Origin of the sequence: Streptomyces apricus (assembly GCF_008369065.1) — a bacterium.
Classification (GTDB): Bacteria; Actinomycetota; Actinomycetes; order Streptomycetales; family Streptomycetaceae; genus Streptomyces; species Streptomyces apricus.
This window is the reverse complement of sequence record NZ_VDFC01000043.1, coordinates 275,390-291,245: the sequence shown is the minus strand read 5'-3', so window position 1 is coordinate 291,245 and position 15,856 is coordinate 275,390. Positions and strand designations below refer to the sequence as shown.

General features: G+C 68.6%; 13 protein-coding genes and 1 pseudogene. 5 read left to right on the top strand and 9 right to left on the bottom strand.

All coding sequences use genetic code 11. The features are described 5' to 3' along the window. Nucleotides 1–34: 34 nt before the first annotated feature. Entirely contained in the window at nucleotides 35–859 is an 825-nt protein-coding gene (locus tag FGF04_RS19430; RefSeq protein WP_149512585.1) for a YceI family protein, read from the top strand. A 124-nt stretch (nucleotides 860–983) separates the two neighbouring features. Here the strand turns inward: FGF04_RS19430 and FGF04_RS41860 are convergent. Further along, nucleotides 984–1,376 (bottom strand): annotated as a pseudogene (locus FGF04_RS41860) (TetR/AcrR family transcriptional regulator); the annotation flags it as partial. Between the two features lie 215 nt (nucleotides 1,377–1,591). On the opposite strand from FGF04_RS41860, the gene FGF04_RS19420 reads away from it, so the two are divergent. Beyond that, a complete protein-coding gene (locus FGF04_RS19420) occupies nucleotides 1,592–2,560 on the top strand; it encodes an NADP-dependent oxidoreductase (RefSeq protein WP_149512584.1) in 969 nt (322 codons plus the stop codon). A 125-nt stretch (nucleotides 2,561–2,685) separates the two neighbouring features. Then, complete coding sequence (locus FGF04_RS19415; RefSeq protein ID WP_149512583.1) at nucleotides 2,686–3,531, top strand: alpha/beta fold hydrolase; 846 nt, start codon at nucleotides 2,686–2,688, stop codon at nucleotides 3,529–3,531. Nucleotides 3,532–3,590: 59 nt separating this feature from the next. On the opposite strand, the gene FGF04_RS19410 is transcribed toward FGF04_RS19415, so the two are convergent. From FGF04_RS19410 to FGF04_RS19400, 3 genes are all read right to left on the bottom strand, one after another. Continuing rightward, on the bottom strand, nucleotides 3,591–4,937 hold the full coding sequence (locus FGF04_RS19410) for a cytochrome P450 (RefSeq protein ID WP_149512582.1): 1,347 nt from the start codon (nucleotides 4,935–4,937) through the stop codon (nucleotides 3,591–3,593). Nucleotides 4,938–5,038: 101 nt separating this feature from the next. Beyond that, nucleotides 5,039–6,376, bottom strand: coding sequence for a cytochrome P450 (locus FGF04_RS19405; RefSeq protein WP_149512581.1), 1,338 nt, complete (start codon nucleotides 6,374–6,376; stop codon nucleotides 5,039–5,041). 244 nt (nucleotides 6,377–6,620) lie between these two features. After that, a complete protein-coding gene (locus FGF04_RS19400; RefSeq protein ID WP_149512580.1) occupies nucleotides 6,621–7,664 on the bottom strand; it encodes a terpene synthase family protein in 1,044 nt (347 codons plus the stop codon). Between the two features lie 449 nt (nucleotides 7,665–8,113). On the opposite strand from FGF04_RS19400, the gene FGF04_RS19395 reads away from it, so the two are divergent. Further along, nucleotides 8,114–8,542, top strand: a complete 429-nt coding sequence (locus FGF04_RS19395; protein ID WP_149512579.1) for an organic hydroperoxide resistance protein — start codon at nucleotides 8,114–8,116, stop codon at nucleotides 8,540–8,542. A gap of 188 nt (nucleotides 8,543–8,730) precedes the next feature. Beyond that, the gene (locus tag FGF04_RS19390) at nucleotides 8,731–9,354 is read left to right on the top strand and encodes a TetR/AcrR family transcriptional regulator (protein WP_149512578.1); all 624 of its coding nucleotides are present in this window, start codon (nucleotides 8,731–8,733) and stop codon (nucleotides 9,352–9,354) included. A 189-nt stretch (nucleotides 9,355–9,543) separates the two neighbouring features. On the opposite strand, the gene FGF04_RS19385 is transcribed toward FGF04_RS19390, so the two are convergent. Genes FGF04_RS19385 through FGF04_RS19365 form a run of 5 tightly spaced genes read right to left on the bottom strand, consistent with a single transcriptional unit; the run spans nucleotide 9,544 to nucleotide 15,833 of the window. Then, nucleotides 9,544–10,308: a 3-hydroxybutyrate dehydrogenase gene (locus tag FGF04_RS19385; RefSeq protein WP_149512577.1), complete on the bottom strand. Its 765-nt coding sequence runs from the start codon at nucleotides 10,306–10,308 to the stop codon at nucleotides 9,544–9,546. After that, nucleotides 10,305–11,174 carry a VOC family protein gene (locus FGF04_RS19380; RefSeq protein WP_149512576.1) on the bottom strand — a complete coding sequence of 290 codons (870 nt, stop codon included), beginning with the start codon at nucleotides 11,172–11,174 and terminating at the stop codon, nucleotides 10,305–10,307. The genes FGF04_RS19385 and FGF04_RS19380 overlap by 4 nt, the downstream gene beginning before the upstream one ends. Before the next feature lie 4 nt (nucleotides 11,175–11,178). Then, a complete protein-coding gene (locus tag FGF04_RS19375) occupies nucleotides 11,179–11,985 on the bottom strand; it encodes an alpha/beta fold hydrolase (protein WP_235882411.1) in 807 nt (268 codons plus the stop codon). A 55-nt stretch (nucleotides 11,986–12,040) separates the two neighbouring features. Then, nucleotides 12,041–13,480, bottom strand: coding sequence for an aldehyde dehydrogenase (locus tag FGF04_RS19370; RefSeq protein ID WP_149512574.1), 1,440 nt, complete (start codon nucleotides 13,478–13,480; stop codon nucleotides 12,041–12,043). 25 nt (nucleotides 13,481–13,505) lie between these two features. Beyond that, the gene (locus tag FGF04_RS19365) at nucleotides 13,506–15,833 is read right to left on the bottom strand and encodes a hydantoinase B/oxoprolinase family protein (protein WP_149512573.1); all 2,328 of its coding nucleotides are present in this window, start codon (nucleotides 15,831–15,833) and stop codon (nucleotides 13,506–13,508) included. Nucleotides 15,834–15,856 lie beyond the last annotated feature (23 nt).

Sequence of the window (15,856 nt, the reverse complement as noted above, 5' to 3'; positions counted from 1 at the left end):
GCGGGCCGGTTCTCTTGAGATGAGGTTGTGTGCAATGGGACTGACCGCGCGGATCCGTACGCGGGACGGCTGGGCCGTGTCGCACGCGGTCGTCACGATGACCGACATGACGGGCGCCCAGGTGGTGCGCGCCGAGGCCGACGAGGAGGGCGGTGTGCGGGACGCGGTCGTGCTCGCACCCGGCGCGTACACGGTGATCGTCACGGCCGTCGGGTACGCGCCCGTCGCGTCGAGCGCCATCGTCACGGCGAGCGGCCGGGCCGAGATCGGCACCGTCACCCTCGCCCGGCAGGGCGGCACCGAGCTGCCGCCGCCCGGCCCCTGGACCGTGGACCCGGCCCACTCCTCGGTGGGCGCCGTCGCCCAGCACCTGGGGATCTCCAGTGTGCGCGGCCGGTTCACGCAGTTCGCCGGCGCGATCGAGATCGCTCCGGACGAGGTCGCCAAGTCACGGGTGGAGGCGGTGATCCGGGCCGACTCGATCGACACGGGCAACGCCATGCGCGACGGCCACCTGAAGTCGTCCGACTTCCTGGACGTCGAGCGCCACCCGGAGATCAGGTTCGTCTCGACGGGCCTGACCCCGGCCGCCGGGACCGACCGCTGGACGGTGCACGGCGAACTGACCCTGCACGGGGTCGTACGCCCGGTCGACCTGGACCTCGCCTACCTGGGCACGGGCGCCGACCCGTGGGGCGGGACGCGGGCGGCCTTCCGCGCCACCACGGAGCTGCGCCGCGAGGACTTCGCGATGAACTACAACCAGGTGGTGCAGGCGGGCATCGCGGCCATCGGCACGACCCTGAAGGTCGAGCTGGACATCCAGGCCGTGCAGGGGGAGACGCTCCCGGAGGCGTAGGCCGGTAGGGCAGGGCAGCGACGGGCCCGGTGGGGGCGGGCCGGGGCAGCGGGTGGGCTCCCGCGGGGCGCAGGCCGTCGAAGATGATCGCGAGGTAGCGCTGCCAGAGGTCGGGCGGGGCGTCCGGCAGGGAACTCGCCGCGTGCTTCGGCGCGCACATCAGCGCCACGACATCCGCTCCCGTGACGTCCGCGCGCACCGCGCCGTACGAACGCGCGCGCTCGACCAGCACATGGACGTGCCGGAAGAGCCGCTCCTGGGCCCGGGACAGCTCAGGGTCGAGCTCGGCGGCGCGCTGGAGATACACCAGGTCGAAGTGCTGCATCTCGCGCGCCACGGCGGACAGGAACTCCAGCAGCGCGGCTCCCGCATCGGGGGCGTCGAGCAGTTCCTCACCCGTCTCGGTGAGCGCGGCGATCCGGTCGAGGACGATCGCGGCGATGAGGTCGTCCTTGGTCGCGAAATGCCGGAAGACCGTGCCCTTGCCGACACCGGCCCGGCGGGCGATGTCGGCCACCGACACATCCAGCCCTCGCACGTCGAACTCGTCCGCCGCCGCGGCGAGCAGCAGCTTGCGGTTCCTGGCGGCATCCGCGCGCAGCGGTCGGGATGAGGTCACACGCAGAGACTAACAAGTTGACCGCTCGGTCCGTTTAGGGTTACGGTCCCGCCCATAACCGGACCGCACGGTCAGGTTGTCATGCAGGAGACCCACGCAGAGGAGCGCTGTCCATGAAGGCCGTCGTCGCGCACGCATACGGACCGCCCGAGCAGTTCACGGTGCAGGAGGTACCGGTACCCCGACCGGGGCCCGGTCAGATCCAGGTCAGGATCGCCGCCGCCTCGCTCAACCCGACCGACATCCGGCTGCCCGGCGGTGAGTACCGCGCGGCCGTGGACCTGCCGTTCCCGCACATACCGGGCAACGACTTCGCCGGGACGGTGAGCGAGGTCGGTCCCGGCGTCACCGCCTTCCGGGTGGGTGACGAGATCTTCGGCGAGGCCGTTCCCCGCGCCATGCGCGCGGTGGCAGACCCGTCCCGCCCCTCGCTGAGCACGGGCTCGCTCGCCGAGTACGCGGTCTTCGAGGCGGACACCCCGCTGATCGCGCACCGCCCGGCGGGACTGTCCGCGCCGGACGCCGCCGCCGTGGCGACCGCGGGCCTGACCGCGCTGTCAGTGATCGGATCGGCCGAGGTGAAGGACGGCGAGAGCGTCCTCGTCGTCGGCGCGACCGGTGGCGTCGGCACCGCCGTGATCCCGCTGCTCGCCACCACCGGGGCACGCGTGATCGCCACGGGCACCCCTGCGGACGCCGGCGTCCTGCGCGAGCTGGGTGCGAGCGAGGTCATCGGCTACGCGGCGAGCGACTACCCCGCGGACATCGACGTCGCGTTGAACCTGACGCTCCCCGACGACCGGCTGGCCGAACTCGCCCGGACGCTTCGGCCCGGCGGTCGCCTGATCACGATCATCTTTCCGCCGCCCGCGCCGGAGGTCCTCGGCCGCGACGACGTGGACCTGCGTTTCCTGCTCGACCTGGGCGGGGAGTTCGGCGGCATGCGCGAGGTCGGCGCACTCGCGGTGGACGGCCGACTGCCCGCGACCATCAGCCGCCGCTACACCCTCGACCAGGGCCCGCAGGCATGTGTCGACCTGGTCCGCACCCACACCCTGGGCAAGCTCGTCGTCACCATGTGAGCGGCGGCCGCCCGGCGTCCCGTTCCCGATCCGTCCTCATCCGCATCGGTACACCCACAGACGGGCGACAGCCTCCCCCGTACCCCTGTCCTGATCCGCTCGAAAGAAAGCGAGGTGGTCCGACCATGACCGCCGACCCGTCCGCCCCACCCGAGCTGTCTGAATACGTCCGGTCCGTCAACGGGATCGAACTGCATGTCACGGAAGCCGGCTCGGGTGCGCCGCTGCTGATGCTCCACGGCGTCGGCGTGGACGCTTCTGCACAGCGCCGCGAGATCGAGGCATTGGCCCGCTCCCACCGGGTCATTGCGCCCGACCTGCGCGGCCACGGGCGCAGCACACGTCCTGCCGCCTATTCGCTGCGCGACCACGTCGACGACATGATCGGGCTGCTGGACGAGCTGGGCCTGGCCAGGACCGCCGTGCTGGGCGGCTCGATGGGCAGCTACGTGGCGCAGGCTCTGGCGCTTGCCGTACCGCAGCGCGTACGGGAGTTGGTCCTGGTGGCGGCCACGTCCCACGGCCGCACGTCCTCCACGGACCGCGTGCTCGCCGAACACGCCGACGAACTACGGGGACTCTCCCGTGAACAACAGCAGCAGTGGCTCGGCGACCGCCTGTTCGCGCCGGAGACACCGTCGTCCGTCCGCGACCAGGTGCGTGACTGGTACGTCTCCCGGCACGGCCTCGGGCTCGCGCTGAGCCCGGAGCAGATCGAGGCCGCCAACAAAGCCGTCCTCGGGTTCGACTTCCGGGCCGACCTGGCCACCCTTGAGATCCCGACCCTGCTGATCAGCGGACGCCACGACCTCCTCAACCCGCCGGCGGAGGCCGGGCGGATGGCCCGGCTGCTGCCCTCGGCCCGCCTGGAGGTGTTCGAGCACTCGGGTCACCTGCCGTCCCTGGAGGAACCGGAGCGCTTCGACTCCACCGTCCTCGCCTTCCTCACCGAGCAGACGGCGGTGTCCTGACAGGCGTCCCCCGTGCTCGCCGTGAAGGGTGCGCAGAGCAGTTGCTCGTCTCGGTGCGGTCATTGGGCAACGGTTCGAGGCCATGTGCGCATCGGCAATGCGCGGGGTTTCAGCGTAAGGCTCGGAGCGGGGCGCCTCTCCGTGCCCGGCGCGTGTTCCAGCCGCCAGCGGGCCGTGATGGTCGCGAGGGCGAGGGTGGCTTCCGCCATCGCGAAGGTGTCGCCGGGGCACTTGCGGGCGCCGGAAGCGAACGGGATCATGGCGTGCCGGTGCGGCTGGGGGCCGCGAGGGTCCCATCGGTCGGGGTCGAAGTCTTCAGGCCTGTTGTGGAGATCGGGCCGGTGGTGAATGAGATAGGGGCTGTACGCCACGTTGGTTCCGGCAGGGAGGAAGTGCCCTCCCAGACGGGTGTCAGCCGTAACCGTGCGGGTGAAGAACCAAGCCGGTGGGCGCAGCCGCAGCGTTTCGGTGATCACACGGTTGGTGACCTCCAGGTGGCGCAGGTCGGCATGGGTGGCCGTGGCACCGCTCAGTACGGTGTCGACCTCGGCGTGCACCTGCCGCTCCACTTCCGGATGCTGGGCCAGGAAGTCCAGTGCCCAGGCCAGGGCGGACGCGGTGTTCTCGATTCCCGCCAGCAGGATCGCCACGATCGTGTCGATGATTTCCGCATCCGTCATGCCCCGCCCGTCGGTATCCACGTCATGGGCCGAAAGCAGTGCCGAGACCAGATCTTCGTGATCGGTGCCATCGACTCGACGCTGGGCGATGATCTGGCCGCAGACCTCGTGAAGATGGTCGCGGGCGCGCGTGTAGGAGCGGTTGCCCGGCAGGGGCAGCCGGTCCAGTGGCGGTAGCAGGAACATGCGCCGGTAGAAGCCCGCGAGGAGGGTCATGCCGGCGTCGAGGAGCTTGTCGAGCTCTTCCCGGGACAGAGCGCCGGAGAACAGGGTGGCTATCGCGATCTTGGAGGTGATCGCCATCATTTCAGCCGGGACGTCAAGGATCTGTCCGGCTCGCCAGGAAGAGACCGCCTCGTCGATACAGGCGGTCATGGTCTCCGCGTAGCCCGGAAGCCGGGAGGAATGGAACGAGGGTTGGACGAGCCGTCTCAACCGCCGGTGTTCATCGTGATGGCTCGTGCCGATGCCGTTGCCGCTCACTTCCCGTGCTCGGTCGTAGATCGGGCCGCCCTTGTCGAAGGTGCGGTCGTCGAGCAGGACCTGATGGGTCAGGCCCGCGTCACACAACACCACCATGGAGAAGGGCCCTACACGGATTTTGACCATGTCTCCGTGGGCAGGCAGTGAGTCCAGAAATGCCGTCGGGTTCCGCATCAGCGGCAGCAGGTGACCGACCAGGGGCAGTGCTCTCGGTGCGGTAGGGATCGACTGCGACTTCTTCATGATCGCTCCAGACGTTCGGCGTAGGTGGAGGGTGAGAACCGGGCGCCTTGCTGCCGGGTGGGCACGGCCCCCGGTGCCGCGCCATGACCTTGCGTCCGTCCTCAGTCCATGGGCTGCGCGACCATGGGCAGGCGGTGGGGGCGGAGCACCGCTGCGGGGACTTCCCTCACCTTGTTGCGAGTGGCGGGGACGAGTCGCCAGCGGGCGGCGATCGTCGCGACGCCGATCGCGAGTTGGGTGAGGGCGAAGTGGTCGCCCGGGCATTTCCGGGGGCCGGCGCTGAAGGGCTGGAACGACTCACGCCGGGGCGGCGAGATCCACCGGTCCGGGTCGAAACGCAGGGGGTCGGCGTACAGCTCGGGGTCGCGGTGCATGGTCGTCGCGCTGAACAGGATCTCCGCTCCTGCGGGCAGGTGCAGGTCGCCGAGTGTCACGGGGGTGATCGTGCGGCGCATCTGGATCCAGGAGACGGAGTGGAGGCGGAGTGTCTCCTGGATGAGGCGCTGGGTGTACTGCAGTCGCGGAAGATCGTCGAAGGTGACGGGGCGGCCGCTGAGGACGGTGTCGAGCTCGTGGTGCAGGCGCGCCTCGATCGCAGGGTTGCGGCCGAGTTCGTACAGGAGCCAGGCAAGCGTGTAGGCGGTGCTGTCCGCGCCGGCGACCACCATGGTGACCACCTCGTCGTGAAGTTGCTGACGACTCAGCGGTTCCCCGGTCTTTTCGTCGCGCGCCGCGATGAGGAGGGACAGCAGGTCGTCCGGCTGCTCGGTGGCCCGCAGCCGCGTATCGAGGATCGAGTCGACGACGGCCTTGAGCCGCTTGCGTGCCGCCTCGAAACTGCGGGTGCCGGGGAGAGGCAGTCTTTCGACGAAGTTCGGCGCCATGGTGCGCACGATGATCTGTTTGAGGAAGACGCCCACGCAGCGGTCGATCTCGGCAATCGTGCTGCTGTCGATTCCGGTGCCGAACAGGGTCCGGACGGTGGTTCCCACACTCATGGTGTGCATGGCCCGGTCGACGGCGATGTGTTGTCCCGGCCGCCAGGAGGCGATGACCGCTTCCGCCTGTTCCCGCATGACCTCGCTGTAGCCGCGTAGGCGGGGACGGTGGAAGGCGGGCAGGATCAGGCGACGCTGCCGGTGGTGGAACGCGCCTTCCGAGGTGGCGATGCCGTTGCCCACGACAGGCCGTGTCTTGTCGTACATCCGGCCCTTGGTGAAGGAGTCGGCATCGGTGACGAGGACGCGGTGCAGCAGCTGGGGCGAGTTGACGACGTAGATCGGCAGCCTTCCTACATGAAGGGCAACGATGTCGCCCTGACCACGCAGTCCCTGAAGAACGTTCAGCGGTCCGCGGACGAACTGCAGGGCGTGTCCGATCAGCGGGAGGCGCCCCCGTGCCGGCGGAGGGAGAGAGGGGGCGGTGGGGATCGTGGCCATCGGGAAATCTCCGTTCCTGGAGCCCGGAACGAGCAGCGAGGTCGGCTGCTCGGCTCGGAGCGTCACTGGGCAAAGAGCCGGAAGCCGGGAGCCGGGAGCCGGGCCACGGAACCGGACCGCGTGGAGCTGGTGGAAGGCGAACGTGATAGGCGTGAGCGGGAGTGCGCCGACCGTCAGGGAGACGTCGACGGACACCGAGCCAGGCCCACGGCCGGACGGACAGTCGGTTCAGGTGGGCTTCGAGTCAGGCACCCTGGACGCCGCCTTTGTAGCGCGCGGTGGAGTCGTACCAGTCGTACAGACCTGACAGATAACTTTCGGCGCCCCGGATCCACGCCCTCATCTGCGCGAGCTCATCGGCTGACAGGCCGATGTCCGTGGCGAGTTGCGGCAGTTTGATCTCCACCGAATGGTTGAAGTACTCGACTCGGTCCACAATGAGACGAGTCGCGATCCTGTGCGCTTCACCAAGGCCGTCACCCGTATCACCCGCGAGGTCCTGCAGGACCAGCATGAGGTTGTTCACCTCGCCTTCATCGTTGATCTCCATGTCGTAGGAGACGGCCTCGTTTCCCAGCGCCATGACGTCGATGAAGGCATCCAGAAGTGAGGCGACCGCCTCTGTATCCCGGATACGTTCCGGTATTTCAGCCCGTGTGGACATCGCGGCGAAGCACGCCCCCGTGCCACCGGCGAATGTCTGGCGCCGGAGTTTCACGAAATGGATGAGGTCAGGTACCCGGTCATCACAGATGTTCTCCAGCTCAAGAGCGGCTCCGATGATGAAGTCGTGGATCGCTCGCGTGAACTCTCGGCGCCAGTAGGACGACCGGCCGGTCGCGAGGCGTGGCCACAGGTCAACGAGCCCGCGTTCTACAGGATCGCGCGGTTCGGGTACAGACAGTCCGAGGTCCGGACCGATGAAATCACACAGTCTGCGCGCGTATTCCCATCCGCCTTCCCTGTCCCGGACCTGCTTGTGGGCCGAGGTGAAGTAGTCGTCGTACGCGAAGATCCAGACAAGCGCCTGGTTGATGAGGAGCAGATCAGCCGGCTCGGCGTCCGGAGCGATCTTGGCGGCGAGATCGGGGACTGCGATCCGACGAAACCGTTCCGGTGTCCAGATCCCCTCGGACCCCCGGTGATTCCTACTCAGCATTCCCATGGAGCGGGCCCATGCCTCAGACTCCGCGTACGAGTCATTCAGGTACGGGTTGACCCTCACCGGGTAGGGCAGGGCCACTCCGGTCGTGGTGATCGCGGTTTCTTTCCCGGCGAGCCCGTGCATGGAGACCTCCTGTGAAACTGCTGGGAGACTGAAGTCGTCAGGGCTAGGACGCCTGAGCACGCCCGAGGAGAAGGACAGGTCTGCACCGTCCGAGCTGGGGTCTTACGCCAGCACTAGGGACAGGCAGGGCCTGTCAGCGGCGACACGAACCTGACCCCCTGGGGAGAACGTTCGGTCTTCACCGTACGGCTGCGTCGCGAGTTCCGTCAAGACCGATCGTTCTGCCTTCTACCGAAGGCGTGACCCGGAGTGGCGCTCACCAAGTCGAATGAGTAGAACGTTCTGTCTTGACAGTGACCACCCGGACTGCGAAACTGATATCTATACCGAACGTTCTACCTTGCGGCGGCTGATCCGTCGGCCGGACAACCCGCCACGACGGCGACCGCAGTCGCGAGCGTGACGCAGCGGCTTCACCAGGGCGTTTCCTGAACCAGGGAGAGTAAAAGATGACCGACACCATTTACAGGGGCATCGCCACGTCCACCGGCGACGGCAGGGCGGGGGGACGCGCGCGGACCAATGACGGACTGCTCGACGTGACCCTGGCGATCCCGAAGGAGATGGGCGGCCCCGGCGGCGCCACCAATCCCGAGCAGCTGTTCGCCGCAGGCTGGGCCTCATGCTTCCACTCGGCCCTCAAGGCCGTAGCGGCCCAACAGCAGATCCAGATCTCCGACTCCGCTGTCGTTGTCGAGGTGGGGGTGGAGAAGACGCCGGAAGGTGGATTCGGCCTCAACGCCGCCCTGCATGTCGAACTGGCAGGCATTGCACAGGACGTGGCGGACAAGCTGGTTGAGGCAGCTCACGCCATGTGCCCGTACTCCAACGCAACACGCGGCAACGTTCCGGTCGAGCTGACGGTCACGGTAGCGTGACGCCGGTCGGGGGGAGCCGGCTTCGCCCCCCCGACCGAGCAGGAAGCTCCACGTAGGCGCGCCGGGCCGGGGCAGAACAGACGCTTGAGCGAGCCCTTGCGGAACCATTGTCCGTTACCTACATGGGGCCGCACGTACTATAATGGGAATCGAACGTTCTATCTCGTCTAGATCTGGTAAGGGAGCGTATGAGTCCGAGGACTGAAGGCGGCAGCGGCACGGTGTCTGAGGCGCGTACGCGGCTGCTCAACACAGCAACCCGGATCTTCTACACCGAGGGGATCCATTCCGTCGGTATCGACCGGATCGTCGCGGAGGCGCAGGTCACCCGGGCCACGTTGTACCGGCATTTCGCGAGCAAGGAAGACCTCATCCTGGCCTACCTCGCGCAGGCCGACCAGGCCATCCGGGGGCAGGTCGCTGCCGCTCAAGCGAGCAGCTCGTCACCGAACGATCAGGTCCGGGCAGTGGCCCGTTCCATCACCGATGGCATCCAGTCGACCGGCTTCCGCGGATGTGCCTTCCTCAATGCGGCGGCCGAGTACTCCGATCCCGCCCACCCGATCCACCAGACCGTCCTGGCCCACCGGCAATGGTTCCTGACCACCGTCACCGACATGCTGGCACAGACCAGCGAGAAGACGGCCGACGCCGCGGGGCGTCACTTCGTCATGCTCCGCGACGGCGCCATGTCGGCCGGCTGCCTCTTCGACCCGAAGCTGATCTCCGACACCTTCCTGCACGGCGTCGAAGGCATCCTCAAAGCCCGCACGATCCCGGAGCTCACCTCCAACACCACCGCCACGCCGTAACCCGACCGCCCGCCGGCAACACGGCAGTAGCACCGCGCCCCGCCGAATCGTCGGCGGGGCGCTCGGCGTGGGTCGCTAATCCCGCCGGCTGCGTCACGGCACCGACGGCGTCCACGGGACAGGCCGAAGAGGAGCGACCTGTTCGCGGACCAGTGCCGTGAAGCACCGTGAACGCCATGGGCATCGTGGTCAGGACGCGCTCCACCCTCCGTCCAGGGTCAGCTCCGTGCCGGTGACGGACATCGCCTCCGGTGAGCAGAGGAAGGCCACCGCGCCGGCGACCTCATCGGGCTCTATCAGCCGCTTGAGCGCCGATCGCGCCAGCAGTACGTCCGAGACCACCTGATCGGGGCTCAGTCCGTGTACCGCCGCCTGGTCCGCCAGCTGTTTCTCCACCAGTGGGGTGCGCACATACCCGGGACACACGCAGTTGCTGGTCACCCCCTTGGCGGCCCCCTCCAGGGCGATGACCTTCGACAGCCCCACAAGACCGTGCTTGGTGCTGACGTACGCGCTTTTGTAAGGACTGGCCCGCAGTCCGTGAACGCTGGAGATGTGGACGATCCGGCCCCAGCCCCGCTCGTACATGCGGGGCAGGGCCGCACGGCTGAGCAGGAAGGGTGCCTCCAGCATCAGTCGCAGCATGAACGCGAACCGCTCGGGCTCGAACCCCTCGACGGGAGCGACGTGCTGGACTCCGGCGTTGTTCACCAGGATGTCCGCTTCCAGGGTCAGGTCCGCCAGGTCCGCGGTCCGGCTCAGGTCGACGACCAGCGCCTCACCGCCGATCCGCTCAGCCGTCCGTGCCGCACCCCCGGCATCGATGTCACACACGACGACGTGCGCTCCGAGCCCCGCCAGCCGAGTCGCAACGGCCTCGCCGATCCCGCTCGCCGCGCCGGTGACGACGGCACGGCGACCGGACAGGTCAGGGCCCCGGTAGGTGCCCGTCATGACGTCGGCGACGCGAAGGGATTGGCACTGGCGTGGTGGTGCCCCCACACATCCGGGACACCGAAGTCGTGCGGCACCCAGTCCTCCCCGACTTCAATCCCGCCGCAGCCGATCTCCAGGTGGAACCCGCTGGGGTTCCGCACGTAGAACGAGATCGCCTTGTCGTTCATGTGCCGGCCGAGACTGATGGAGACCGGCGCACCGTTGGCCTTGGCACGGTCGTAGGCCCGCCCCACGTCGTCGAGCGAGTCGTACTCGAACTCAAGGTGATGGATCGACGGCGCCTCCGCGCGCGCGAGCGCGATGCTGTGGTGGGCCGTGTTGCAACGGAAGAAGTACAGACCGGGGGCGCGGTAGTCGGTCAGCTTGAACTCAAGGACGGACTCGTACAGTTCGCGGAGTTCGTCGAGCTCGGGACTGGCCAGTACGAAGTGGCCGAGGCCGGTGGCACCCGGGCTCGTGCCGTCCGGGCGCGCGACACTGGTGCGCGCCTTGGTCTCGCCGACCGCCAGCTCGACCCGGTATCCGACCGGATCGGTGAACCAGCGCAGCAGGGTCGCGCCGCGCAGCCGTGTCTCCTCCGGCGAGCCGTCGCCGACGGTGAAGCCCGCGCGGGTGAGCCTCTGGGTGAGTCGGTCGAGCTCGCTCGGAGTGTCGACGATCCAGCCCAGTTCCCGTGGGCCGTCCTGCGTGGACGGGTGGAGAGCCACGCGGTACTTGAACATGTCGAGTTCGGCGAGGGCGACCTTGTCGGTGCCGAACTTCTCCATGGTGACGCCGATGCCCAGCGTGCGTCCGAGCAGGTCGGTCCAGGCGTCCACGTCGGTGACGTTGAGTCCGACGTAACCCAGTTTGCGGATACCCACGGCCTCATCCCTCCACTGCGGCGGACGCTCCGCCTCGCAGGAACTCGCTGACGATGTGGTTGAACTCGGGTGCACGCTCGTACTGCACCCAGTGCCGGCAGTGGGGCAGAACGCGCAGCTCCGCGTTCGGTATGCCCTCCAGGATCTTCGACGCCCAGGCCAGCGGGACGGTCTGGTCCTCCCGTCCCCAGACGAGCAGGGTGGGAGCGGCGACACGATGCAGGTCGGGAGTCAGATCGCCGAAGTTCGGGGGAATCGGCAGCTCGGGGTGGGCCCTCAGGCTCGACTCGTACCGCTCGTCGATGAGGGACTCGGTCGCCAGCGACTCGTCGAACACCATCAGCCGCACGAACTCGGCCATGGCCTGCCGTGAGGGCTTCTCGTCCGCCATGTAGGCGAAGAGGTGCTCAAGCCCCTTGGGCCACGGTGGGGCGTCGGCGGGCAGGACTCCTCCCGGAGCCATGAGCACCAGCCGGTCCACGCGCTCGGGATGACGCATCGCCAGGCGCATCGCGACGGCGCCACCGTAGGAGTTGCCCACCAGATGGGCACGTTCGATCCCGAGCGCCGTCATGGCGTCGCACACGCGCTCCGCCGCATGGAAGATCAGGGGCTCGTCCGTCGTAGGCCTGCTGGAACGTCCCCAGCCGGGGAGGTCCACCACGATGTTGCGGTGGTCCTCGAAGGCTGCCAGGTTGCCGCCGAAGTTGCTCATGCCCGTGGCGCCCGGCCCCGAGCCGTGCAGCCACACAATGGGACTGCCGGCACCCACGTCGGTGTAGGCCAGTCGCGTGTCTCCGACGTCCATCATGCTCGTCACGCCGATCCCACCTCTCTGTAACGCTCGCTGTGTGACTCTGAACGACTCATCGGTAGATCGACTTGACCTGCTGGTAGTTGCGCAGTGCCTCGGGGCCGAACTCCCGGCCCAGTCCGCTGGCCTTGATGCCACCGAACGGTGCCGCCGGGTCGACCGTGTAGTGGTTCAGGCCGACCGTTCCCGTCTGCATCCGGCGCGCGACGCGCATACCGCGCTCGTCGTCGTCCGTCCACACGGACCCGCCCAGCCCGTACTCCGAGTCGTTGGCGATGCGCACCGCGTCGTCCTCGTCGGTGTACGCGATGACGGACAGCACCGGGCCGAAGATCTCCTCGCGCGCGATGACCTGCGCGTTGTCCACGTCGGCGAACACGGTCGGTGTGACGTAGAAGCCCTTTTCGAAGTCGGGGCGGGAGCCGCCGACCACGAGCCGGGCGCCTTCCGTCCTGCCCTGCCTGATGAACCCCTCGACCCGGTCACGCTGGCGTGCGGTCGCCATGGGACCGATCTGCGTTGTGCGATCCAGAGGACTTCCGACCGTCAGGCCGCCGACCAGGGATGACACGGCGTCCACGACCTCGTCGTAACGGCTCCGCGGCGCGAGTACGCGGGTGCTGGCGAAGCAGGCCTGGCCGTTCGCCAGCAGCGTCGCCTGGAAGAACGGTTCGGCGATCGCCGATTCGAGGTCGACGTCGTCGAGGATGACGGCCGCCGACTTGCCACCGAGCTCCAGTGTCACCGGACGCAGGAGGGTGCCGCACGCCGCGCCGATCTGGCGGCCCGCGCCGGTGGACCCGGTGAAGGCGACCTTGTCGACACCGGGATGCGAGACGAGGTACGCGCCGACTTCGCGACCTGCCGGGACGACGTTGACGACGCCGGGCGGCAGTCCCGCTTCCTCGACGGCCTCCGCGAAGAGAACCGCGTCGAGCACGGTCTCCGGGGACGGCTTGAGCACGAAGGTGCATCCCGCGGCCAGGCCGGGCGCGTACTTCGTCGCGGACAGGAGCTGCGGAGCGTTCCAGGGGACGATGGCCGCGACCACGCCGAGGGGTTCACGGCGCACGTGGACGGGCGCGCCGAGCATGCCGTCGCGGACCTCTTCGCCCGTGTCGTCGCGGACGAGATCGGCGTAGTAGCGCAGCAGGACGGTCGGCAGGGCGCCCTCGACCTGCTCGGAGAGCGAGATCGTCATACCGTTCTGGGCGCTGACGACACGGGTGATGGCCTCGGCGCGTCGCTCCAGTGCCTCGGCGAGACGGTGGAGGGCGTCCGCCCGCCGTGCCGGTTCCCAGGCGGCCCAGCCGCCCGGGTCGTCGAAGGCCGCGCGTGCGGCGGCCACGGCCGCGTCCATGTCCTTCTGGCTGCCGTTCGGGACGCTGCCGAGGACGTCCTCGGTGCTCGCGTCGAGGACGGTGATCCTCTCCTCGGACGCAGGCGTCACCCACTGACCCCCTATGAAGAGGGAATGGTGGTGCGGGTTCACGTTCTGTCTCCTTCTGCTGGTGCTCTCAGGCCCAGCGCCTGTAGTCGTCGTAGGGCAGCGGATGGTCGACGGGTACGACTCGGGAGCTGACCGTGGTCAGGCAGCCGGGGCAGAACAGCTGGCGGAAGACGATGTCCGCGTCGACGTAGACCGACGGGTCGTGCCAGATGTGCGGCCCGGCCTCGGCCGGTGCGGAGTCGCGGCGGGCCAACTCCTCGATGAACACGCCTTCGGCCAACGGTCCGATCTCGGTGGTGCAGTGGGCACACACCACCGTGCCGATGCCGTCGGACGACGTCCGGACCGCGAGGTTGTCGTCGAGCCGGCGCAGCTCACTCAGGTCCGGCGTGCCGATCGGTTCGAGCCGGGCGTCGGGCAGGCCCGCATCGGCGGCGCGGCGGTGGCGCAGCTTCGCGCGGATCTCGTCGGTGGCACGCACGTCCACTTCACCGTTCTCGTGGAAGGCGACGCCGTAGATGTCCCGTGCGGCGTCCGCCGACACCCGTACCTGCAGCACGTCGTCACGGACGCCCTCGGCCGGGCGGAGCAGCGGGTCGCCGTAGCCGCCGCCCGCCTGCCAGTGCAGATACAGTGCGTCGTCCGGGCCGAGGTTCGACTCCCCTTCGCAGGGCAGCACCTCGATGTCACCGCCGAGCGCGTCCAGGTCGGCGGGGATCGCCGTCGCCCCGGCGAGCTGGGGCGCGCCGATACCGCGTACCACCAGGTCGAGTTGGGAGTTGCCGGGGTATCCCCCGGCCAGGCCGACGTTCTGGTTCGCGACCTTGCCGGTGCCGGAGATGACCAGGGACATCGTCCCGCTCTGGTCCGGATGCTGCACGTAGCAGACCGAGCCGCTCATGCCGCCCCGCTGCCGGCCCGGTCCGCCGGAGTCGGTCTGCTCCCGTCGCCACAGGGCGACCAGGGGGTACAGGTACTCGGTCATCTCGACGTCGGGTGCCCGCGCGGAGGGGATGATGAGCCGGCCGCCGGTGTCGACGCCGTCGTGGTGCACCTGGGCCCCGTAGCCGCCGGCCATGACGTCGAAGATGGGCGACACGAAGCCCTTGCTGCCGCCTCCGCGGACGTCGACGCCGGACACCACGCACAGGTCGGTGGTGCCGTTGCAGATCGACTGCACGTCGCTGCGGTGGTCGGGTTCGGCGTCCAGCATCTTGGCGATGACCTCGGCGACCAGGTTGCCCGATCCCCACGCCGGGCCGAAGGGCCCCTTCCCGACGGCTGCCGGGAACGAGGCGTTGGTGATGGTGTCCTCGTCCGTGATGATCTCGAAGCAGCGCATCAGCCCGCCCGCCGCCCAGGGGATAGTCCCGGCCAGCAGAGGCAGCATGGTGAAGACGATCCCTGCCCGCAGTCCCGGGTAGGGGCAGTTGATGATGCCGGTCTGCTCGGCCGTTCCCCGGAAGTCGAAGACCAGCCGGTCGCCCTCCTTGGTCATCGCGACCTTGATGGCGTGCAGGTCCCGGTCCCCGGTCTGCGACTGTTCCTGGTAGCCGATCGCGGTCCAGGTTCCGTCGGGCAGGGTTTCCAGCTTGGCCCTCAGCCGGCGTTCGGCGTCGTCCATCATGCGGCGCATCACGGCTTTGACGGTGTCGGCACCGTACTTGGCGATGAGCCGCAGGATCTGCTCCGCCGCGTTCTTGTTGGCGGCGATCTTGGCACGCAGGTCGAGGCCCACCATGTGGGGAAGGCGTGACCTGCGGACCCAGGCGTCGGCGACATCGCGCTGCAGCACTCCGCCCCGGACCACCTTGATCGGCGGTGMGGGAACCGCCTCCCCGAACACGTCCTGGGCCGACGGGCTGAAGGATCCCGGCCGCGGCCCGCCGAGGTCGACCTGGTGGGCGATGGCCGAGGTCCAGCCGAACAGCTTGCCCTCGTGGAAGATCGGGGCCAGGACGGCGGCGTCGTTCTGGTGGAGCCCGCCGCCGATCCACGGGTCGTTGCAGAGGAACATGTCGCCCTCTTCGATGCCCGGGTTGTCACTGCGGTTGCGCAGCGTCCAGACGATGGCCAGGTCCATGGATCCGATGAGGCCCACGTTGTAGGCGCCGACCTGGACCTGCTCGCCGAGTTCGTCGCAGATGGAGAAGTTGAAGTCGTTGGACTCGGTGACGACATGGGAGCCCGACATCCGTCGCAGTGTCTCCCCCATCTCCTGGGTGATGGCCCACAGGCGGTGCCGGACGACTTCGTAGGTCAGGGCGTTGACCTGGTCGGCCAATTCGTCGTCGACCTGGTGCAGAGGCAGGGTGGGCGAGATCTGCCGCAGCAGTTCCTCCCGCGGAAGGGGGCGGCTGGTGAACTCGTCCGCGCCGGGGATCTTCGATGGCATGGGAGCTGTCCTTACTGGTGACA

Excerpts from the sequence above, each read along its gene's own strand:
- FGF04_RS19430 (WP_149512585.1), top strand. The coding sequence starts at position 35 with ATGGGACTGACCGCGCGGATCCGTACGCGGGACGGCTGGGCCGTGTCG.
- FGF04_RS19420 (WP_149512584.1), top strand. The coding sequence starts at position 1,592 with ATGAAGGCCGTCGTCGCGCACGCATACGGACCGCCCGAGCAGTTCACG.
- FGF04_RS19415 (WP_149512583.1), top strand. The coding sequence starts at position 2,686 with ATGACCGCCGACCCGTCCGCCCCACCCGAGCTGTCTGAATACGTCCGG.
- FGF04_RS19410 (WP_149512582.1), bottom strand. The coding sequence starts at position 4,937 with ATGAAGAAGTCGCAGTCGATCCCTACCGCACCGAGAGCACTGCCCCTG.
- FGF04_RS19405 (WP_149512581.1), bottom strand. The coding sequence starts at position 6,376 with ATGGCCACGATCCCCACCGCCCCCTCTCTCCCTCCGCCGGCACGGGGG.
- FGF04_RS19400 (WP_149512580.1), bottom strand. The coding sequence starts at position 7,664 with ATGCACGGGCTCGCCGGGAAAGAAACCGCGATCACCACGACCGGAGTG.
- FGF04_RS19395 (WP_149512579.1), top strand. The coding sequence starts at position 8,114 with ATGACCGACACCATTTACAGGGGCATCGCCACGTCCACCGGCGACGGC.
- FGF04_RS19390 (WP_149512578.1), top strand. The coding sequence starts at position 8,731 with ATGAGTCCGAGGACTGAAGGCGGCAGCGGCACGGTGTCTGAGGCGCGT.
- FGF04_RS19385 (WP_149512577.1), bottom strand. The coding sequence starts at position 10,308 with ATGACGGGCACCTACCGGGGCCCTGACCTGTCCGGTCGCCGTGCCGTC.
- FGF04_RS19375 (WP_235882411.1), bottom strand. The coding sequence starts at position 11,985 with ATGATGGACGTCGGAGACACGCGACTGGCCTACACCGACGTGGGTGCC.